This is a genomic window from Pelorhabdus sp. sgz311002, assembly GCF_056134285.1.
This window is the reverse complement of the sequence record NZ_JBWBCL010000010.1, coordinates 21234-40172: the sequence shown is the minus strand read 5'-3', so window position 1 is coordinate 40172 and position 18939 is coordinate 21234. Positions and strand designations below refer to the sequence as shown.

Annotated in this window: 20 protein-coding genes; 18 read left to right on the top strand and 2 right to left on the bottom strand. The window is 44.2% G+C overall.

Features of this window, described 5'->3' with window-relative positions; genetic code table 11:
- Window positions 1-129: 129 nt before the first annotated feature.
- Window positions 130-915, top strand: coding sequence for a glutamate racemase (gene murI / locus AC0NJP_RS14025; protein WP_474700210.1), 786 nt, complete (start codon window positions 130-132; stop codon window positions 913-915).
- Between the two features lie 102 nt (window positions 916-1017).
- Here the strand turns inward: murI and AC0NJP_RS14020 are convergent, their stop codons facing one another.
- Window positions 1018-1461 (bottom strand): hypothetical protein, encoded by a 444-nt coding sequence (locus AC0NJP_RS14020; protein ID WP_474040763.1) that lies wholly within the window; start codon window positions 1459-1461, stop codon window positions 1018-1020.
- Window positions 1462-1661: 200 nt separating this feature from the next.
- On the opposite strand from AC0NJP_RS14020, the gene iadA reads away from it, so the two are divergent.
- The 7 genes from iadA to AC0NJP_RS13985 all read left to right on the top strand — a co-directional run bounded on the left by iadA (window position 1662) and on the right by AC0NJP_RS13985 (window position 8567).
- Window positions 1662-2864: a beta-aspartyl-peptidase gene (gene iadA, locus AC0NJP_RS14015; protein WP_474040762.1), complete on the top strand. Its 1203-nt coding sequence runs from the start codon at window positions 1662-1664 to the stop codon at window positions 2862-2864.
- 161 nt (window positions 2865-3025) lie between these two features.
- On the top strand, window positions 3026-3391 hold the full coding sequence (locus tag AC0NJP_RS14010; RefSeq protein WP_474700209.1) for a PadR family transcriptional regulator: 366 nt from the start codon (window positions 3026-3028) through the stop codon (window positions 3389-3391).
- A 56-nt stretch (window positions 3392-3447) separates the two neighbouring features.
- Window positions 3448-4467: an HlyD family secretion protein gene (locus tag AC0NJP_RS14005; RefSeq protein WP_474700208.1), complete on the top strand. Its 1020-nt coding sequence runs from the start codon at window positions 3448-3450 to the stop codon at window positions 4465-4467.
- A gap of 27 nt (window positions 4468-4494) precedes the next feature.
- Window positions 4495-6042 (top strand): DHA2 family efflux MFS transporter permease subunit, encoded by a 1548-nt coding sequence (locus AC0NJP_RS14000; protein WP_474700207.1) that lies wholly within the window; start codon window positions 4495-4497, stop codon window positions 6040-6042.
- A gap of 95 nt (window positions 6043-6137) precedes the next feature.
- Window positions 6138-6836: a DUF3298 and DUF4163 domain-containing protein gene (locus tag AC0NJP_RS13995; RefSeq protein ID WP_474700206.1), complete on the top strand. Its 699-nt coding sequence runs from the start codon at window positions 6138-6140 to the stop codon at window positions 6834-6836.
- Window positions 6837-6932: 96 nt separating this feature from the next.
- Window positions 6933-7352, top strand: a complete 420-nt coding sequence (locus AC0NJP_RS13990; RefSeq protein WP_474040757.1) for a MerR family transcriptional regulator — start codon at window positions 6933-6935, stop codon at window positions 7350-7352.
- Window positions 7353-7442: 90 nt separating this feature from the next.
- Entirely contained in the window at window positions 7443-8567 is a 1125-nt protein-coding gene (locus tag AC0NJP_RS13985) for a DUF362 domain-containing protein (RefSeq protein WP_474700205.1), read from the top strand.
- Between the two features lie 612 nt (window positions 8568-9179).
- Here the strand turns inward: AC0NJP_RS13985 and AC0NJP_RS13980 are convergent.
- Complete coding sequence (locus AC0NJP_RS13980; RefSeq protein ID WP_474700204.1) at window positions 9180-9743, bottom strand: flavin reductase family protein; 564 nt, start codon at window positions 9741-9743, stop codon at window positions 9180-9182.
- A 244-nt stretch (window positions 9744-9987) separates the two neighbouring features.
- Between AC0NJP_RS13980 and AC0NJP_RS13975 the strand changes: the two genes are divergently transcribed.
- The 10 genes from AC0NJP_RS13975 (at window position 9988) to AC0NJP_RS13930 (ending at window position 18747) form a co-directional block, all read left to right on the top strand.
- Window positions 9988-11142: an acyltransferase family protein gene (locus AC0NJP_RS13975; protein ID WP_474040751.1), complete on the top strand. Its 1155-nt coding sequence runs from the start codon at window positions 9988-9990 to the stop codon at window positions 11140-11142.
- Between the two features lie 180 nt (window positions 11143-11322).
- Window positions 11323-11805 carry a hypothetical protein gene (locus AC0NJP_RS13970; RefSeq protein ID WP_474040750.1) on the top strand — a complete coding sequence of 161 codons (483 nt, stop codon included), beginning with the start codon at window positions 11323-11325 and terminating at the stop codon, window positions 11803-11805.
- Window positions 11806-11836: 31 nt separating this feature from the next.
- Window positions 11837-12946, top strand: coding sequence for a YibE/F family protein (locus AC0NJP_RS13965; protein ID WP_474700203.1), 1110 nt, complete (start codon window positions 11837-11839; stop codon window positions 12944-12946).
- Window positions 12947-13035: 89 nt separating this feature from the next.
- Entirely contained in the window at window positions 13036-14706 is a 1671-nt protein-coding gene (locus AC0NJP_RS13960) for a histidine kinase N-terminal 7TM domain-containing protein (protein WP_474700202.1), read from the top strand.
- Window positions 14707-14884: 178 nt separating this feature from the next.
- A complete protein-coding gene (locus AC0NJP_RS13955) occupies window positions 14885-15226 on the top strand; it encodes a hypothetical protein (protein WP_474700201.1) in 342 nt (113 codons plus the stop codon).
- 51 nt (window positions 15227-15277) lie between these two features.
- A complete protein-coding gene (locus tag AC0NJP_RS13950; RefSeq protein WP_474700200.1) occupies window positions 15278-16570 on the top strand; it encodes an autotransporter strand-loop-strand O-heptosyltransferase in 1293 nt (430 codons plus the stop codon).
- Entirely contained in the window at window positions 16567-17745 is a 1179-nt protein-coding gene (locus tag AC0NJP_RS13945) for an autotransporter strand-loop-strand O-heptosyltransferase (RefSeq protein ID WP_474700199.1), read from the top strand. The genes AC0NJP_RS13950 and AC0NJP_RS13945 overlap by 4 nt, the downstream gene beginning before the upstream one ends.
- 61 nt (window positions 17746-17806) lie before the next feature.
- Entirely contained in the window at window positions 17807-18268 is a 462-nt protein-coding gene (locus AC0NJP_RS13940) for a hypothetical protein (RefSeq protein WP_474700198.1), read from the top strand.
- Window positions 18269-18371: 103 nt separating this feature from the next.
- Window positions 18372-18584 (top strand): response regulator, encoded by a 213-nt coding sequence (locus tag AC0NJP_RS13935; protein ID WP_474700197.1) that lies wholly within the window; start codon window positions 18372-18374, stop codon window positions 18582-18584.
- A 10-nt stretch (window positions 18585-18594) separates the two neighbouring features.
- Complete coding sequence (locus AC0NJP_RS13930; protein WP_474700196.1) at window positions 18595-18747, top strand: response regulator; 153 nt, start codon at window positions 18595-18597, stop codon at window positions 18745-18747.
- Window positions 18748-18939: the final 192 nt, after the last annotated feature.

Here is an 18939-nt window from a genome sequence, read left to right as displayed (position 1 = left end):
CATCTTATAAAAGAAAGTAAATTTCCCTTGACGTAACGTCTAAGGGGAATTTTTTTGTCTTGGCAGGGGGAAAAGATAGGTGTATGATAAAAATCATGATTGACCATCGAGAAAAGGTAGGGACAGAATATGAAAATCGGTGTATTTGATTCTGGTATTGGCGGATTGACCGTATTATATCGGGCATTAAACTTGCTGCCTAAGGAAGATTATGTGTATTTTGCTGATACGCTTCACGTACCCTATGGCGAAAAGTCAACAGAGGAAGTGCGTGAGCTTGTTTTTTCCGCCATAGATTTTATTGCCAAGCGGGGCGTTAAGGCCATTGTACTTGCCTGCAATTCAGCGACAAGCGCTGCGGCGAAAGAACTGCGTGAACGGTATGATTTTCCTATTATCGGGATTGAACCGGCGGTAAAGCCAGCTATTTTGCAGAGTGTACCTTGCAGCAAGCGAGTTATGGTTTTTGCGACGGCTTTGACGCTACGCGAAGAAAAATATCATCATTTAGTAGAAAATCTTGATGAATGTCACATGGTAGACGGACTGCCAATGCCTGGGTTAGTTGAGTTTGCCGAACGCTTTGAGTTTCGCCCGGAAGTGGTGGCGCCCTATGTGAGAGCGCAGCTAGCTCCCTATGATCTAAGTCAGTATGGCGCGCTGGTGCTTGGCTGTACCCATTTTCCCTTGTTTCGTGATATCATTGCAAGCGTTCTGCCGCCTGACGTGGCCATTTTAGATGGGGGGATCGGGACTGCGGAAAATTTGGCTCGCACACTTCAGGCCACGGGAAAAGTTGGCGACGGCAGCGGCAAGATTGAATATTATCATTCTAAAGTAAAGGTAGAAGAGGCTGACGTTTTAACACGATATGATCAACTTTTGAAACGATTAAAGGCGATGGAAGCCGAATAAAGAGGGCTATTTTCGATCAGGAAAAAATTACATAGAGTAACTTATAAATGAAACAGCGGCTACAGGATTTCCCTGCAGCCGCTGTTTCATTTATAGAAGGGTTTAATCGATTTCGTGGCGGTGATATTCCCAACCATGATGGTTATGATAGTGATAGCTGCCTGTGGTCCAGACGCGATAGTCGTCAATGCGGTGAGGTTCTACACCTTCAATAACAAAGCGGAAGGGATGACTTTCACCAGGACGGATAAAGACGTTAATATTGTCATAGCGGACAGACATATGCTGACGCCATTCGCCACGATGTTTCAGTTTTACTTTGACATAGAATTCATTGATATTATCGATAATTTCTCTGTCCGTATTATTTTGAAAATAGCCTTCGACAACTAAGCGATCACCGCGAAAATGGACGTTCGTAGTTTCCCAACTTAAGCCCTCGCCGTGGCCTTCTCGTCCTTCATGGGCAAGAGCTGGAATCGCGAAAAGGATAAGTGATAGACAGAGCAACACAGAGAGAAAAATTCTTTTGGGCAAGTAGTTCATATTAGCACCTCTGCTTTCTTGTAGATTTAACTCTATTATACTTAACTCTATTATACTGTTTCCCAGGATAGGTGGCAATTTGTCTCCCCGTTCGTTCTGGCGTGCGAGCCAGGTTTACTCTGCATTACAAGATTTAATGTGATCGATAAAAAACTCAATTTGGCGCATGCTAAGAAAAAACGGTAAGGGAGTGCATCACTTTGCCAGAGGAAACTTTCTTTTTCACGTTACTGCAAGGCGCTCGGATTTTTTCACCCCAAGAGCTAGGCAGGCAAGATTTGTTGCTCGCTGGGGAAAAAGTGGCGGCAATTGGACAAAATCTTAACTTTTTACCAGAAAAGTATTGTCGGCGAATTGATGCAACAGGCAAGTGGCTGGTTCCCGGATTAATTGATGGTCATATTCATTTGATTGGCGGTGGCGGCGAAGGCGGATATCACACGCGGACGCCGGAAGTTGTTCTCTCTGATCTTACACGAGCTGGCATTACGACGGTCGTAGGTTGTCTTGGCACAGATGGAACGATGCGTCATATGAGTTCGCTGTTAGCTAAGGTTCGAGCCTTAGAAATAGAGGGCTTATCGGCATATCTGTATACTGGCGCCTATGAAGTGCCGGGACCGACGCTTACTGGCTCGGTGCGCTCTGACTTACTCTTTATCGATAAGGTTCTTGGTGCTGGCGAAGTAGCTATTTCCGATCATCGGTCTTCACAGCCAACCGTAACGGAGCTTTTGAAATTAGCGGCAGAAGCAAGAAATGGCGGCCTGCTTAGCGGCAAGGCAGGAATTGTTCATTGCCATATTGGCGATGGCCATGAAGCGCTCAAGCCACTTTTTGCGATCATTAAAGGCGGCGAAATTCCAATTACGCAACTGGTGCCCACTCATGTGAATCGTAATCCCTACTTATTGCAGGAAGCTTTTCGTTGGGGCCGACTTGGCGGGGTAATTGACATGACTTCAGGCGTATATCCGTCGGAAGGCTGTTGGGAAGCACTACGGGCGAGCCAGGCGATCATGCGAGCGCTTGCTGCAAAAGTCCCCTTAGACAGAATTACCATGAGTTCTGACGGAAATGGCAGTTTGCCCGTTTTTGATGAAGCAGGCGCTCCCATCAGCTTGGCAGTGGCAACACCGCAAACTCTGTGGGAAGAGATCCGTGATTTATGGCAGAACGAAGGACTTCCGTTAGCAATGGCCTTAGCGGTGGCGACAAGCAATATAGCAAAAGTTTTAAAACTGTGGCCGCAAAAAGGGGAAATTCAAGTGGGTTCTGACGCTGATTTTTTAGTCGTTACGCCTGACTTAACCATTGAACAAGTATGGGCGCGCGGTCAGCAAATGATTGCGCAAGGAGAAATTTTACAAAGGGGAACCTTTGAAAAAACAGAGGGTAAGTAGGCCTGCTTTTTCAAAGCAGGCAATTCAAAGAATAAAAAACAAAAGTAAAAGTTGATATTATTAATAATAATAACTATAATATAAAAAGCGTAGTACATATACTTATGATAAATATATGGTTAGGAACGTTCATTTATAAAGTGGAAAGCGAGGAATCATTGATGCCAGATCAAGCGTATGTCAGTTATATGAAACTAGTCTTAGGATTGTATATTTTGAAAATATTGGAGCAGGAAAAAATGCATGGCAACCAGTTAGCTGAACAAATTGTGATTCGCACTGGCGGGGCCTATCGTCCGAATACGAATGCTCTTTACCCGTTGCTGCGAAGTATGGAAGAGAAGGGCTATGTTACAGGACACTGGCAAAATCCCAATACGAGAAGCAAGCGAATTTATGAGATTACTGCCGGTGGGATAAAACGACTCCCAGAGCTTGAAGCGATGCTGGCTGAACGGTTAAAGCAAATTGAGGTAAAAATCGCTTTGTTACGGGAAGATCTACTTGGGCTTAAGAATGAATTATAAAAATTAGCTATGAGAATCAACCAAAATAATGATTGCGTAGAGGACGAGGTATTTTTATGGGTGAGGGAAAAACGAAACTAAATAATCGGCAGATGGCCTTTGTTGCCAGTCTGCTTATTGTCATTGCATTGATTGGCGGTGCTTGGTGGTGGGTGCGGTCCAGTCGCATTGTAGCAACTGACGATGCTCGCGTGAAAGGAACGATTGTGGCAGTCAGTGCAAAAGTAAATGGTCGGATTGCGAAAGTGCTTGTGAAAGAAGGCGATCCGGTGAAAGCTGGGCAAACAATTGCCTCCTTAGAAACAGCGGAATTTGAAATGCAAGTTGAGCAGGCCGAAGCCAATCTGGCTATGGCACAGGCGAAACTTGCAGCGCTGCAAGCCGGAAATCGGCCGCAAGAGGTAGCTCAGGCCAATGCTAATGTACTTCAGACACTGGCTAGTCTGGAAAATTACCGCAAGAACAGTGAGCGTGATGAAGCGTTATATGCGCAAGGGGCCATTTCAGTGCAACAGCGCGACGCTAGCAAAACTGCTTATGAAGTCGCTAAGGCGCAGCATAGTGCCGCCAACGAGCAATATAGCTTAAGCGCCGAAGGCGCGCGAAAAGAAGATATTATGCTGGCGCAAGCACAAGTAAAGCAAGCCCAGGCAGCGCTCAAAAATGCTCAGATTCAGTTAGCAGATACGCAAATTAAAGCCCCTGTTGACGGCGTCGTTGGGCTGAAATCTGTGGAAGACGGTGAAATTATCGTGTATGGTCAGCAGCTTTTTAGCATCAGTGATCTTGCTGATGTCTGGATTGGGGCCAATATCGAAGAAACCTATATCGGCAAAGTTCAAGTCGGTCAAGCTGTTGATTTTACCATCGATGCGTATCCTGGTAAGGAATTTACCGGTCATGTAAGCGAAGTAGGACCAGCTGCGGGTTCGCAGTTTGCTTTACTACCAACGGAAAACAGTTCAGCTAATTTCACGAAAGTGACGCAGCGTTTGCCCATTAAAATCAAAGCAGATGCCAGTGATAGCGTGTTGAAACCAGGCATGTCGGCGCTGATCACGATCAAGGTACGCTAAGAATGAATGTAGTCAGAAGGGGCTTTTATGAATAAATACGCTGTATTATGCACAGTTTGCCTGGGCACTGTGTTGACTGCCTACGTAAGCAGTTGCGTCAATATTGCATTGCCCAATATCATGGCGGCGCTGAACTTTAATATGGATTCCATTGTGTGGGTATCTCTGTCCTATATGTTGCCTTATGGTTCGACACTGCCATTGACCGGTAAACTAGGTGATCGGTTTGGCGCGAAAAGAATCTATCTCTTCGGAATTGTTTTATTTACGGCAGCGTCGTTGCTTTGCGGGATAGCGGCAAGTAAATCCATGATGATTTGTTTTCGCATTCTACAAGGCATCGGCGCAGGTATGGTACTGCCGAATGCAATGACCATAGTAGCTGAAACATTTCCTGTAGCGGAACGTGGTGCGGCTTTGGGAATTTGGAGCGCCATGGCTGCAGCCGGCAGTGCTATGGGGCCGACACTTGGCGGACTTTTACTGGAAAAGTTTGATTGGCGATCTGTCTTTTTTTCAGTGGAGCCTGCCTGTATTGTAAGCCTTATTTTAGGACTTGTTGTCATTCCGGCTTCACAGCAAAGAAAAGGGGCTAGCGTCGATTATATTGGCGCTGGTTTTATGATTGCTAGTATTAGCTGTCTGCTTGTCGCCCTAAATCAGGGTCAGAAAGAAGGGTGGGATTCTCTCTATATCTCTACGCTCTTCTATGCAGCGTTCGCCATGTTAGTACTATTTATTGTGGTGGAGCTTCGTGTTGAAAAGCCCATGATTCAAGTAGATTTGTTTCGCGATATCAATTTTGTTGCAGCCAATATCGTAGGGTTTGTTACTTTTGTGACGCTTTATGGCGGCATGTTTCTGTTGCCCTTTTTTCTTAAATCGATCTTGAATTATAATTCCATTACGGCAGGGATTGTATTGCTTCCGTTGACAGCGACGATGGTGGTCTTTTCGCCGCTCGGCGGACGGTTGGCTGATCGACTTGGCTCAAAGATTCCCGCCTTTATTGGCGTTATGCTTGTAGCTTTTTCCTTATACTGGCTTGACTCGATTAACGAAAACTTTGCGACAAATGATTTTTTTGTGCGACTCATGGTTTTCGGCGTTGGGCTGGGTCTTACCATGTCGCCGTTGAGTAACTGTGCCGTTTCATCGTTGCCGCGTGACAAGATTGGCGTTGGCGCCGGGATTTTTAATTTGTCTAAAATTATCGGCGGCAGTATGGGCGTTGTTTTTGCCGAAACCTTACTTACCCGGCGGGAAATTTACCATACGGCTGTTCTGAAAGAATATTTAAATGCGGCAGTGAGCGCCCCGCAGGATATTTTTCGCATCTTACAGGTTTTATGGGGAGATCAGGGCATGACAAGCGGCGAGATTGCGAAAGCAACTCATGGCTGGATGACAGGCAGCGGACTTTTACCGCAGCAGTACACCTTGCTTAAAGCAATGCTAAGTCAGATGGTAACACGACAGGCATCGATTCTTTCCTTTCAAGATGTGTTTTTTACGATGGCTTTGCTTTGTTTTGTCGGCGGATTTTTTACGCTATTAATTCGACCGAAAAATTAGCTAAAGAATAGGCGAAAACTCTTTTCTTTCGAAAAAACTCCGTATATAGTAAAGATAGACAAGATCATTTTGCGGATAGAAGGGGAGGGAGTTTCTTGCTTAGAAAAATGGTTATGGTGTGGTTTTTCTTGCTATTAGGCGCGCTTTGGAGTTTTTCGCCGAGTTTGTCTCAAGTTGAGGCGGCGCCAGCCGTCATCGTGGATCAATACGATTATAAGGACGGCTGGTTTTCTTTAAAGTATCCCCATATTGACGGGCTGGAAAATCAAGCAGTTCAAGCGAAAATCAATCAGCAAATTGAAGCAAAAGTAGACGAGTTTATTGCGGAAACCCAAAATACCTTTGATCAAAATCAAGAGGCTTTGGCGCGCGGCCTTTCATTTTCAGCAACGATGCAGTACCAGGTGTATCGTAATGAAGGAAATCTGCTTAGCCTTACCTTGAATACTTACGTGTTTGCCGGTGGGGCTCATGGTTCGCCCTATTCCTCTGGCTATACTTTTGATTTAACAACAGGGCAGAAGCTTGCTTTTGGCGATCTTTTTTGTTGGAATGATGCGGCGAAACAAGAGCTTAGCCAAAAAGTACTAGAGCAGGTGCAAGCGCGCAAACTTTATATTTTTTCTCCCTATAAAGGCGTAGCCGATCAACCTGATTTTTATCTTACTGGCGATAACAAGGTGGGGATTATTTTTCAAAAATACAGCCTTGGCGCTGGGGCGCTCGGAATTCTAACTTTTGAATTTCCCTATAGTAGAGAAACAGGACAATCTTGTTTTACCATAAAACCATAAGTGATTTTTGAAGAATTTGATGAAAGACTTGCCTTAGAGTTTACTCTAGGGTGTATGATGGAGCAAAGTGTTACAAAGTGAGCAGGTGATGAAAAAGTGCCTTATACAATTAAAGAGGCTGCAGAAAAATTGGAGCTTACAGCCTACACGCTCCGGTATTATGAAAAAGCAGGGCTCTTGCCTGATCTCCATCGAAACGCCCAGGGCAATCGTGTTTTTACCGAAAAAGATCTGGAATGGCTTACGCTGATTCGCTGTTTACGCAGCACGGGAATGCCTGTGCAGGAAATTAAGCGGTATGTCGAGCTGTATCGCCAAGGGGACGCAACAACAGAAGTACGGCGTCAAATTATTGTGGATCATAAAGAAGCTGTAGAAGAAAAAATTTCTCACATGAATACTTGCTTGATCCGCATTAAACAAAAATTAGCTTATTATGATGAAGTGGTTGCGGGAAGCTCTAACGGTATTTGCTGTAAGCTTGGTGCAAAGAATGGATGGACAAATCAGCATTAATTGCTTGTTAACACTGTCTTAGGGAAGAATGCTATTTTGAGGAAAGCACTCTTGTTTTTATGACAACACATATTATTGAGGAGGTTCTACATGGAAAAGTCGAAAGTCTATTTTACGAACTTGCGGGCAACGCAGAATATGAATCTGTTGCAGAAACTCGAAAAGTTGATTCGCAAGGCGGGCATTGAAAACATTGATTTTAATAAGAAGATTACGGCGATTAAAATTCACTTTGGTGAACCTGGTAATCTAGCGTATCTTCGGCCAAACTATTCCAAAGTCGTTGCTGATGTAGTAAAAAGTCTTGGCGGCAAAGTATTTTTGACAGACTGTAATACCCTCTATGTGGGACGTCGCAAAGACGCGATCGAACATATGGAGGCTGCTTATGAAAACGGTTATAATCCCTTTACGACAGGCTGTCAGGTTATTATTGGCGACGGGCTGAAGGGAACTGATGAAGCTTATGTTCCCGTTCCGGCTGGCGAGCATGTGAAAGAAGCTAAGATTGGCCGAGCTATTATGGACGCCGATATTGTTATCAGTTTAACTCATTTTAAAGGACATGAGCTTACTGGCTTTGGCGGCGCTTTGAAAAATGTGGGTATGGGCTGTGGCTCTCGCGCTGGCAAGATGGAAATGCACAGTGATGGCAAGCCGCGTGTAAGAGCAAAAGATTGTGTTGGTTGCGGCAGCTGTGCGAAGATTTGCGCTCATGGCGCTATTACGCTAACCGATAAAAAAGCTTCGATTGACCATAGCAAATGCGTGGGTTGCGGTCGCTGCATTGGCACTTGCCATTTCAATGCGATTGGCGCTGCTTGGGATGCTTCCAATGATATTTTGAACAAGAAAATGGCGGAATACGCTTGGGCTGTTTTAAATGGACGGCCGCATTTCCATATTAGCTTGGTGATTGATGTGGCGCCTTTCTGTGACTGTCACGCTGAAAATGATGTGGCGATTATCCCTGATGTAGGCATGTTTGCTTCGTTTGACCCCGTAGCGCTGGATATGGCCTGCGCTGATAAAGCCATGGCCGCTCCGGTCATCGCGGAAAGCTTCTTAGGTGAAAAGCTTGCTGACGATGCGAAAAAGCTGCAATCTGGCGATCATTTCACTCATGCGCACCCGACGACCAACTGGCAAGGCTGCCTGGAACATGCGGAAAAATTGGGGCTTGGTACGCAGCAGTACGAATTGATTGAGATCTGAGATTGTCAGTAACAAAAAGGGCTGTCGCACTGAGGCATTTTTCGGTTCTTTACTGTGAAGTTTGCGTATTACGCAAGCACAATAGAGAAGGAAATCTGCTGTTAGTGCGACAGCCCTTTTTTGCTGTCAAGACTTTGTCCGTACTCTTGCCGTATTATTTAGGGCATATAGACGAACTTATATTTTCAACAATTTATAACTGGTTGAACCCATAAGTAAATCTATAGAAGCAATCCTAGCAGTATACTGGGAAGTTTAGTTTATTTATAGACAAAGCGAAAATCTAGTAACAGAATTGCAACGAGGAAACACAGTAAAATCAATAAGACCGCCTCCTTGAATGGGATTTTAGTAGCTTTTTCTCAGTATACAGCAAATATATGACAAATGTGTGTCAATTAAACTGGAATTGCTAGTATATTGAAATAAATTACTATTTACATTAAAGTATACCCTATTTACACTGAAGCTGTAAACCTTTAGGACTCCACATATCCTCTATTTAAGAAGGAATCGCAAATTGATAGGATCATAATAGACTTTATAACCTAAACACGCAAGAAGGACAAAACACGATAGGCCCTCTTGCGTAAGTTTAGGTTACCTGGCGTGTCATATGTCCAGGGTCTTTCTATAATCACTTCCATCCTTGAATACCGTGCCAACAACCTTACTAAATTCAAAATATGAGGGAAACATCATGACCATCGGGTTTGCTTTTACAGGATCGATTTGCCCGTTTGTTAAGCTATTTTTAGATGCATAAACGGACACTATTTCGCCTAGAAACATCGCAAATCCTGATAATGTAATCGTTTGGCTTACTTTGCAAAGCATATTGATTGGACACTCTTGTATCATTGGCGCTCTGCCTGCCTCATCGTAAAAAGGAGTAAACAATTCGGATTTATCTGTTGTTTTCCCTGATATTACGCCACAGAGATCAGTCTTCTTTGCCAAGTCCGATGAGGGTAGATTTACGCTAAAAAATCCGTTCTCTTTAACACCGATAGTCGTATAATGCGTTTCTTTCAAAGAGACATACAGCATCGGCTCCAAATTCACTACCCCACAAGCGCCAACTGTGCAATAATTTGGTCTGCTGTTAACATCCGCACCTACGAGGACCGTCGGAAAAGGCATAGCGGGTCTATTTGGCATTTTTATTTTTTTCAATTTTACAACCTCCCTTACAGATTAAGTATCTGCGATTTAAGCTGGGATAATGAGTGGTTTTCCGCAGAATTTAGGTCAATAAGAAAATAAATGGATTCGGATTAATAATATTGAGTGTAGGTCATAAATTAGGGAATGCAAAATTTTATTGCGTAAAATAGCAATACATATTTTACCAAGCTATTGCAGGTGTTTTTCAACCGATGGTGAAGAAAGACATAAAATGGTAGTGGAGGTGGAATACATGGAAGGGCAACCCCTAGGTAAGCAACGATTCTATTTCTTTGATAATCTACGGGCTTTTATTATTCTACTTGTAGTTGTGTTTCATATTGGAATGTGCTATACCACATGGGACTTAGCATGGTGGTGCGTAAACGACATTAAGAAAAGTACGTTCTTTGATTATTTTGTATTGGAAACAGACGTATATATTATGCCAATTATGTTCATGATTGCGGGCTATTTCGCGCCTCATGTATTAATTAAGAACGGAATCTCCGTTTTTTGGCGGGCCAAAGTAAGACGCATCGTGATTCCTTGGCTGGGTGGTACGCTATTTCTTGCACCGCTTATTGCCTATAGCACTTTTTTTAGTCGCATGGAGATACCGCCTAACTATTTTGTATTTTGGCGGGAAGGTTTTTGGGGTCCTTACTACCAGCAAGGTCCCTATTGGTTCTTGGGAATTTTGGCTTTATTTTTCTTAATACTCACAATATTCCATCGTAACAATCCTGGATATCTTGCAAAAGCAACGGTAAAAACTACACCGTCGACGTCTTTTTTCGTTGCCTTTGTTTTAGTTACGGCAGTCTCGTTTTTTTGTAGTAATTTATTTTTTTGGAATGATACTTGGCTTAATGTGAAGTTTCTCTTCATGGTTCAACCAGTACGGTTGATTCTACACTTTTGTTATTTTGGGCTAGGCGTATATGCTTGGAAGCATGCTTGGTTTACCTCTGGTGGCTATAACCCTCGTCTGATTCCCTGGGCTACGGCTGCTATGGTTATGTTATTTGTTTTTCTAAGTTATCGTGTGGCCTTTACACTTGTGCCAGATGTGCCGACACTCTTCAAAGCTGGTCATGCGCTGACTCATGCTGCGTTCTGCTTAACTGTAACCTTTGCGCTCATTGCTATATTTCAACGTTACTTTAACAAGAATCATTCCTTGTGGCGCAGACTCGCTGCTAACTCTTATATCATCTATTTCATTCATCCCTGTATCTATATTCCAATCAGCTGTATGGTACAAAAATTAGATATTAATATCTGGATAAAATATAGCAGCGTGTCAATTAGCTCGCTGATCTTATGTTTTCTAATAGCGCAATACGTAATTCGTCCGATTTTAGCATGGGGACAACAGAATGAGAATACTTTATTTCATTCTTAATAACGCTTTCATAGGTAAAGCTTTGCGGGATTTTACCGCAGAGCTTTACCTTTTATTTTTACTCAACTTTTTAGCAGGGTTTTCCTGTCTCATCACGTAAATAATAATATTACTATTTACAAATTGTATTATTAATCTTGGATTTAAGTTAATTTGAAGGTATGTAAGGAGGAGAAAGTATTGAAATGGTTAGTTTGTTTATGGATAGGGTTGTTTTGTTTGACACCGCTCACTTGTTTTGCTTGTGATTGTGATGAAGCAGGAGCCACGTATTATAAACACTTTGCGACGAAAGCGCTGGCCTATGCAGCACAGGAGTTTGATAAGACAGCGCCTGCACCAGGCGTGGATTGGTCTGGTGATAAGGAGGAGTGGTTTTTAGAGGCGGCACGACAAGGCTGGGTTGAAAAAACTCAGGCGCGCGAAGGAAAACAGGGTGCGATTATTTTAGTGAAGCAACAAGGGCAGGTGATGGAAGTGGGAGTTGTTTGTAATGCTGACGCTAAGCAGGTGAAATATCGTTTTTGGAGTGAAGCGGATCACCTGGAGAAAAAACAGCTTCAATTAGATACTATGCCAGCGGGGATGACGATTGCCTATATTTATCCTGAAAAAGTGGATCGTCAAAATCAAAGAACAGTGAAGCTTTTTAGTAAATCATAACTTAGCAAATGATAAAAAGGCGGGGCTATTTATGCGACTAGGAATTGCTATATTGCTGCTGTTGGCGGTTTTATTTACAATGAGCTATCAAACTGTGGAAGCCGCACCTGAGCAGTACGAAAAAGCAGTGGTACGACAAGTGATGATTTTGCCGCAAACGGAAAAAAAGGCAGCTTTCCCAGAAAAGTTGGAACTTGTTACCTTGGAGTTGAAAACAAGTCCGCACCAAGGGGAAACCGTTACGACGGTGCATCATTTGCCATTGCATTCCGTTTTTTCTGCGGTTGATGTGGCTGTGGGCGACAGGGTGGTTGTTATTGTTTCTCAGGATTCGGGCGAGACAGTCTATCATATCAGTGATTTCGAACGAGAACCCTATTTATATGGGCTGCTGGCATTGTTTGCTCTTTCCCTTATTTTGTTTGGCGGGAAAATTGGCTTAAAGGCGCTTTTAGTCATTGCTTTGTCCTGTGGCTTGATTTTAAAGGTCTTTATAAGCCTGCTTGTTAGTTGGCAAGATCACATTATTTTACTGGTTTTTCTGCTGTGCAGTGTCATTGTCTTTTTTACGCAGACTGTTATTAGCGGCTGGAATGTGAAAGTACGGTCGGCCATCTTAGGGGCTATTGGCGGCGTAGCGATTGCCGGAATTTTGGCGCACATAGCTATCAGTTTGATGCATTTGACGGGCCTTGAAAGTGAAGAAGCGATGATGCTGAAAGCGACAGCTTTGCCGAATGTTGATTTTCAGGGAGTCCTTTTCGCGGGAATGATGCTCGGAGCTTTAGGCGCGGTTATGGATGTGACTATTTCGATCGCATCGGCTGTTGCTGAAATTAAAAGCTGTCTGCCTGATTCTTCATTTCGGCAGCTATTTCGCGCGGGAATGAATGTGGGACGTGATATTATGGGCACAATGGCCAACACATTGATTTTAGCCTATGTCGGTTCGTCTTTACCGCTGCTCTTACTTATTTCTGTACAAAAAAATATGAGCATGGAAAAATTGATGAATTTTAATATGATCGCCACAGAGATAGTGCGGGCTTTAACCGGCAGCATTGGTCTGGTTTGTTCTATTCCGCTGACCGCTTTGCTGGCAGCCTGGCTGTTTCAACGTAGAACTTCCCTCAGAAAATAAAGGTTTCTTTTTTCTTTGCAGCGAATCTTTTTAATAATTTCACATTGTTTTGTGCTGCAATTATAGTATTTTTCGAGGGATGATTCGTAGTGTCAGTTCATGAATATCGTCTGATTACCAATAGTTGGTTCTACTTATTAGTCGTAGGCTCTCTTATTGCTATGGCGACGTACACTTGGCAATTTCGCAAAGCTCCAGGCGTGAAGGAACAAGTCTACATCGAAATTTTCAAAGGCATTTGGTTGTCAGGGCTTGTGATGATTACTGTGAGCACTGGGGCATCTTATAAGCTTTTTTGGGCACAGGTAGTACAAGTTGCCAGTACAATTGCGCCGTATTTCTGGTTTCGTTTTGTGATAAGAATTAGCCGTCAGCAAGATAAGGTACCGCAGACGCTGCAGTATAGTCTGATTGCCCTAACGGGCTGTATTGTTGCGGCTATTGTGTCTAATTCATGGCATGGACTATTTTGGCAGCAAGCGATTTTGCAGGGGGAACGATTCCAGGTTTTGTTGGGACCTGGTGTTTGGTTGTCGCGGTTGAATAGCTATGTATTATGTATGCTCGCTTTTGGCTTTAGTATCCGGTGGGTAGTGATTACCGGCGGGTTACGGCGGCGGCAAGCGCTTTGGTTTACCATCGCGGGGGGATTTTCAGCAATCGGTTCTATCGTCGCGTTATTACCAAAGGGAGCGCCCTTTTCGCCACTGCCCGTAAGCTTTTTGATTAGTGCGCTGCTTATTACGTGGGGCTTTTATCGGTGGCATACCTACACCGTCCTAGCTCTAGGGCAGGAAGTGGTTGTTCGGGATATGATCGACGGGCTTGTCGTTGTGGATGAGTATGGTTATATTGCCGATATGAATCCAGCCATGAAAGGCCTTCTCGGAGATGTTCCGGTAAAAATAGGCGGTAAATTTGAGCGATTAACCTCACTCTGGCCGGAATTGGCTACTGTCTGCACTGGTAACGCCGTCAAAACATTGGAGCTGTTTCGCCATGAGCCGCAAGGACTTCGCTATTATCGTTTGACAATGACGCCGCTACAAAGTCGTAAGCGGTGGCTTGGGCGCGTACTTGTACTTAAAGATGTTACGGAACAAAGGGAACAGCAGAAAAAACTGTTAGAACAAGAAAAGACCTTATCAATTCTGAATGAGCGCGATCGGATCGGGCGAGAATTGCATGATGATAAGGCTCAGGTTAGTAATTTCCTGGGGCTGGAGCTACAGAATCTGCGACATCTCCTGATAACAAGTCAGGACGAAGCGGCACTGGCAAAGGTGGATCGGCTGCGGGACATCATCAAAGGGCTCAATACGGATATTCGCGAGTCCATTGTGGGGCTGAAAAAGACGAATACAGCTCGTTGTCAGTTCATGACGCAACTTCGTGAATATGTAAGCTGGTATGAACAGCATCGCGGGATTGCCGTAGAGCTGATTTTACCGGAAGAATCGCTTGATAGTTTGTTTAGTGATTTAGTGAAGCTGCAGCTTTTGCGAATCATCCAAGAAGCCCTTACGAATATTCGCAAGCATGCCAGAGCTCACAAGGCCAAGGTAGCCATTGAGAAAGCCGGCAGCCAAATTATGGTGACCATTGCTGATGACGGCTGCGGTTTTGATCAAGCAGCGCTTCAGCGAAAAGATAAAAGTTTTGGTCTGCAGATTATGGCGGAACGCGCCCAAGAAGTGGGCGGCGAACTGACTGTTGCTACGAAACCGGGCGAAGGAACGAAAGTCATCGTCTGTTTCTAACAAAATATAAAACAATATGAGTTTAGCAAAAATATAGCTGAGACTATCCGAAAGTATAGTCTCAGCTATATTTTTTATTTTTTTGACTATCCCAAAGGTAGGGGTCAGGACAAGAAAATTTTGGTAGTCTAGAAGAGAGATACAACCGAAAGTGTCGGATAAAAGCGAGGCGAGGGTGTTGAAGCCGTATTTAGAGGTCGGAGTTTATGGCCGCAGTGTATTTTTACTGGGAATTGAAGCCGTACTCAAGAAGCAGGAAGGAATCAGAGTGTGCTGGCTGGGCAATACCTTAGAGGAAGTTCTATGGGAGATTGTAATGTTATCGCCGCATATCATCTTATTTGAAAATAGATCGGCCAGCCAAACGGTGATTACAAGTATTATGCAGCAATTTCCCGCCATTAAGCTGATTGGTTTGGAAGCAGAGCGGGATCGAGCAACAGTGATTTCTTGTCAGGAACAAACGATTACTTCGGGGGAACAACTGCTCCAAATTCTATTAGAATCGATGAAATCGTGAATGGATCGCCTGGACGGGCTAGAAAACAATAAATAGAATGGGGCGAAACCAATGAATGACGCAGCGAATACGGAACTAGCGAATGGCGAAGTGCAGTCAAGTAAGGTACAAGAATCTAGCGGGAAGAAAGCAGCGCCTGTGGTGTTTGATGCCGGGCCGATTACGGGAAAAACCGGTGTTGCTGAGTTGGAATTTGACTTTAACTATGGAGCGAGAATTAAGGTGCCAACAGGAAATTGGCGAGTAAAAATCATGGATCGCGATGCGGCCATTATTTTATATGAAGCTCCAGCGTCAGGCGTCGTTGTCACAAGTACGAAAAAGTACTACGTCAATTTTCGCATTGAAGTATATAAAGATGACAAGCTTTTTTTAGAACATAATTTAGATCTTCGCGGGAAAAAAGTACTTATAAAATATCCAGTGGGGACGCTTGGCGATATTATCGCCTGGTTTCCCTATGCGCGGCTGTTTCAGGCGCGCCACGGCTGTGAACTTTACTGCTCTATGGCGGTAGAATTGGCAGGGCTATTTGAAGCTAGCTATCCTGAAATTCATTTTGTCGGTCCTGATGAGCGGCCCGAGGGCCTTTATGCCAGCTATTATATGGGGATTTTTTTTCCATGTAATGACAGGCATCATCAGCCAGTTGATTTTCGGATTGTAGGCTTGCAAAAGAATATCCCCTACATTTTGGGTCTTGATCCAGTGGAAGTGCCGACTGAAATTAGGCCAACCGATCAGAGTCGCAGGATCGCCGAGCCTTATGTCTGCATTGCCGCGCAGGCGACGAGTCAAGCGAAATACTGGAATAATCCCATGGGGTGGCTGAAAACGATTGCTTATCTGAAAGAGAAAGGCTATCGGGTGCTTTGTATTGACAAGGAAATCAGCCATGGCTCTGGTAGCCGTTGGAACACCATTCCCTATGGCGCGGAAGATTTTACAGGAGATCGACCGCTAGCCGAGCGAGTCAACCTTCTTTATCATGCTGACTTTTTTGTAGGGCTATCAAGCGGCCTTTCCTGGCTGGCTTGGGCGGTAGGAAAACCTGTTGTGATGATTAGCGGCTTTACGCTGCCGCTTAACGAGTTTTATACGCCTTATCGCGTGATCAATTATCATATTTGCAATGGCTGTTGGAACGATAGTAGCATTGAATTTGAACATCATGATTTTGCCTGGTGTCCGCGTCATAAGAATACCGATCAGCAATTTGAATGTACGCGCTTTATTACGGAGGTGCAGGTGCAAAAAGCCATTGATCAGCTCATGGCGGACTATCACTTGCAGCCAGAACAGGCTAAAGCCTTGGCCGAAGCGGCGGTGACGCAAGCGAAATGAATTCTTATATGATCTTTTACAATGGACCGCTCACTTGTAAAACCGACATTGACGGTCTGAAATTTGACTTTAACCATGGGGCAAGAATTAAGGTGCCGCCAGGAAACTGGCGGGTTAAAATCATTGACCGTGATGACGAATTGACACTGTATGATGACAAAGTAGATAACAGTATGGTAACAAGTACGAAAAAATACTATGTCAACTTTCGGCTCGAAATATATCGTGATGACCGACTCGTGTTAGAACATAATTTTAATCCGATGAAACGGAAAATCCTACTGCAATATCCGAAGCGAAGTATTATCGGCGATACCTTGGCCGCCTTTGCTTACGGTCAGGTTTTTCAATATCTACATCATTGTCAGGTTTACTGCGCTATGGATCGAAAGCTGGCGGCGCTGCTTCAGCCAAGCTATCCGGATATTCACTTTATCGACGTGGATGAGCGACCTAATGGAATTTATGCCACTTATTACATCGGCTACTTTTTTCCCTGCAATGAGCGTATTTATCATCCAGTGGATTGGCGGGTCGTGGGATTGCAGCAGGCGATTGCCGCTATTCTTGGTCTCAACGTCGCGCCAGTACGAACTGAGATTGCGCCGACGGCGATAAAACGATTGATTGCAGAGCCCTACGTCTGTATTGCCGCGCAGGCGACAAGTCAGGCGAAATACTGGAACAATCCGACCGGGTGGCTGGAAACTGTCGCCTATCTCAAATCTAAGGGCTATCGGGTGCTTTGCATCGATAAAGAAAACAGCCATGGCATAGGAAACCGCTGGAACACGATCCCCTATGGCGCCGAAGACTTTACGGGAGACCGTCCCTTGATCGAGAGAGTTAATCTTTTGTACTATGCGGATTTTTTTGTCGGCCTGTCAAGCGGGCTCTCTTGGTTGGCCTGGTCAGTCGGCAAGCCTGTGGTTATGATCAGTGGGTTTACCTTGCCAATTAATGAATTTTATACACCCTATCGGGTGATCAATTATCATGTCTGTAACAGTTGTTTCAATGACAGCAAGATTGAGTTTAGCAATCAGGAGTTTGATTGGTGTCCCCGTTGGCAAGAGACACCACAGCAATTTGAATGTACCCGCCTGATTACGTCTCAGCAGGTGATTCGTGCGATCGAAAAGTTGCGACGTGATTATGGCTTGGATTATGAATGAATAATGGGGAAAAAGCAAATAGAAAAAGTAGCAAAATGTCAGAAGAAAAGAGATGAATACTATGAAAAAGAAACATAAGGAAAAGCCGTTGAAGCAGCAAAAAGCTTTATCTATTGCCTTGGCGGTGATAAATGGCGTGCAGGTCAATGCACCGATTTTAGCGCCCTTGGCAGCAGCCGTACCAGAGAAAGAACCCTATATCATGGCGACTCTGGTCGAACCCGGCGGCGAGGTGGCCGATAGTTTGTTTTTCAGCACTGTGCATGCTGCTTATACGGGAGATGTAGGCGGTTCAGGGACTATTGTATCGGGAGAGACAGTTAGCGGGGTGCAGGGTGTACATGATAGTGGCAGTACGACGAGTACGACGATCAATAGCGGCGGATGGCAGTTTGTATATGGTGGCGGCAGAGCGAATAGTACGACAGTTAATGGCGGCACGCAACTCGTTTTGATGGAGGCAGTGCAACGAGTACAACGATCTATCATGGAGGTACGCAAATCGCTGATGATCGTACAGTAGCGATGAGCCAAGTTGGAGTATCAATTCGCTAGTAAGCAATCGTCGCAGTTTTTAACGGGCAGTTTCTGTAAAGGGCTAAAAAGATGATGCAGAGGAGTTATACATGAAGCATATTTTACTTTGTGATGATTCTTTGTTTGTGCGTACGCATGAAAAGAATATTCTTGAGAAAAGCGGCAGGTATCAAATTGTTGGCGAAGCTGGCGATGGCGAAGCGGCGATTCGGCTTTATTTTCAATATCGACCGGATCTAGTTCTTATGGATTTTACGATGCCTACCATGAACGGACTTGCGGCTACGAAAAAAAATTATTGAGCGCGACCCTTTGGCGAAAATAGTTGTAGTTAGCGCTATGGGACAGAAAGCCTTTTTTTTTGATGCCTTGAAAGCTGGTGCAATCAATTTTCTTATTAAGCCCTTTGAAGACGGTTCTTTACTAGAAAGTGTCCAGAAGGCCCTACTTCTCCATGATGAATAATCGTCGCAAATGTTAACAATTTATTTGAGGTTTGAAATAAGTCTGCACTATAAGAAGATAGGAAGTGCTTACTGGGGCGAATGGCGAAACCTTTAGTCGCATTGGAACATTCTGTAGTCGGCGTCGATGCATCGGAGAATATGCGCAGGTTTGCTAATGAGGAGGTGATGGTAGAGGCGTTTACGGCGATAT

Bases quoted from the DNA above. Each gene is read 5' to 3' on its own strand.
- murI (WP_474700210.1), top strand. From the start codon at position 130: ATGAAAATCGGTGTATTTGATTCTGGTATTGGCGGATTGACCGTATTA.
- AC0NJP_RS14020 (WP_474040763.1), bottom strand. From the start codon at position 1,461: ATGAACTACTTGCCCAAAAGAATTTTTCTCTCTGTGTTGCTCTGTCTA.
- AC0NJP_RS14010 (WP_474700209.1), top strand. From the start codon at position 3,026: ATGCCAGATCAAGCGTATGTCAGTTATATGAAACTAGTCTTAGGATTG.
- AC0NJP_RS14005 (WP_474700208.1), top strand. From the start codon at position 3,448: ATGGGTGAGGGAAAAACGAAACTAAATAATCGGCAGATGGCCTTTGTT.
- AC0NJP_RS14000 (WP_474700207.1), top strand. From the start codon at position 4,495: ATGAATAAATACGCTGTATTATGCACAGTTTGCCTGGGCACTGTGTTG.
- AC0NJP_RS13985 (WP_474700205.1), top strand. From the start codon at position 7,443: ATGGAAAAGTCGAAAGTCTATTTTACGAACTTGCGGGCAACGCAGAAT.
- AC0NJP_RS13975 (WP_474040751.1), top strand. From the start codon at position 9,988: ATGGAAGGGCAACCCCTAGGTAAGCAACGATTCTATTTCTTTGATAAT.
- AC0NJP_RS13965 (WP_474700203.1), top strand. From the start codon at position 11,837: ATGCGACTAGGAATTGCTATATTGCTGCTGTTGGCGGTTTTATTTACA.
- AC0NJP_RS13950 (WP_474700200.1), top strand. From the start codon at position 15,278: ATGAATGACGCAGCGAATACGGAACTAGCGAATGGCGAAGTGCAGTCA.
- AC0NJP_RS13945 (WP_474700199.1), top strand. From the start codon at position 16,567: ATGAATTCTTATATGATCTTTTACAATGGACCGCTCACTTGTAAAACC.
- AC0NJP_RS13940 (WP_474700198.1), top strand. From the start codon at position 17,807: ATGAAAAAGAAACATAAGGAAAAGCCGTTGAAGCAGCAAAAAGCTTTA.
- AC0NJP_RS13935 (WP_474700197.1), top strand. From the start codon at position 18,372: ATGAAGCATATTTTACTTTGTGATGATTCTTTGTTTGTGCGTACGCAT.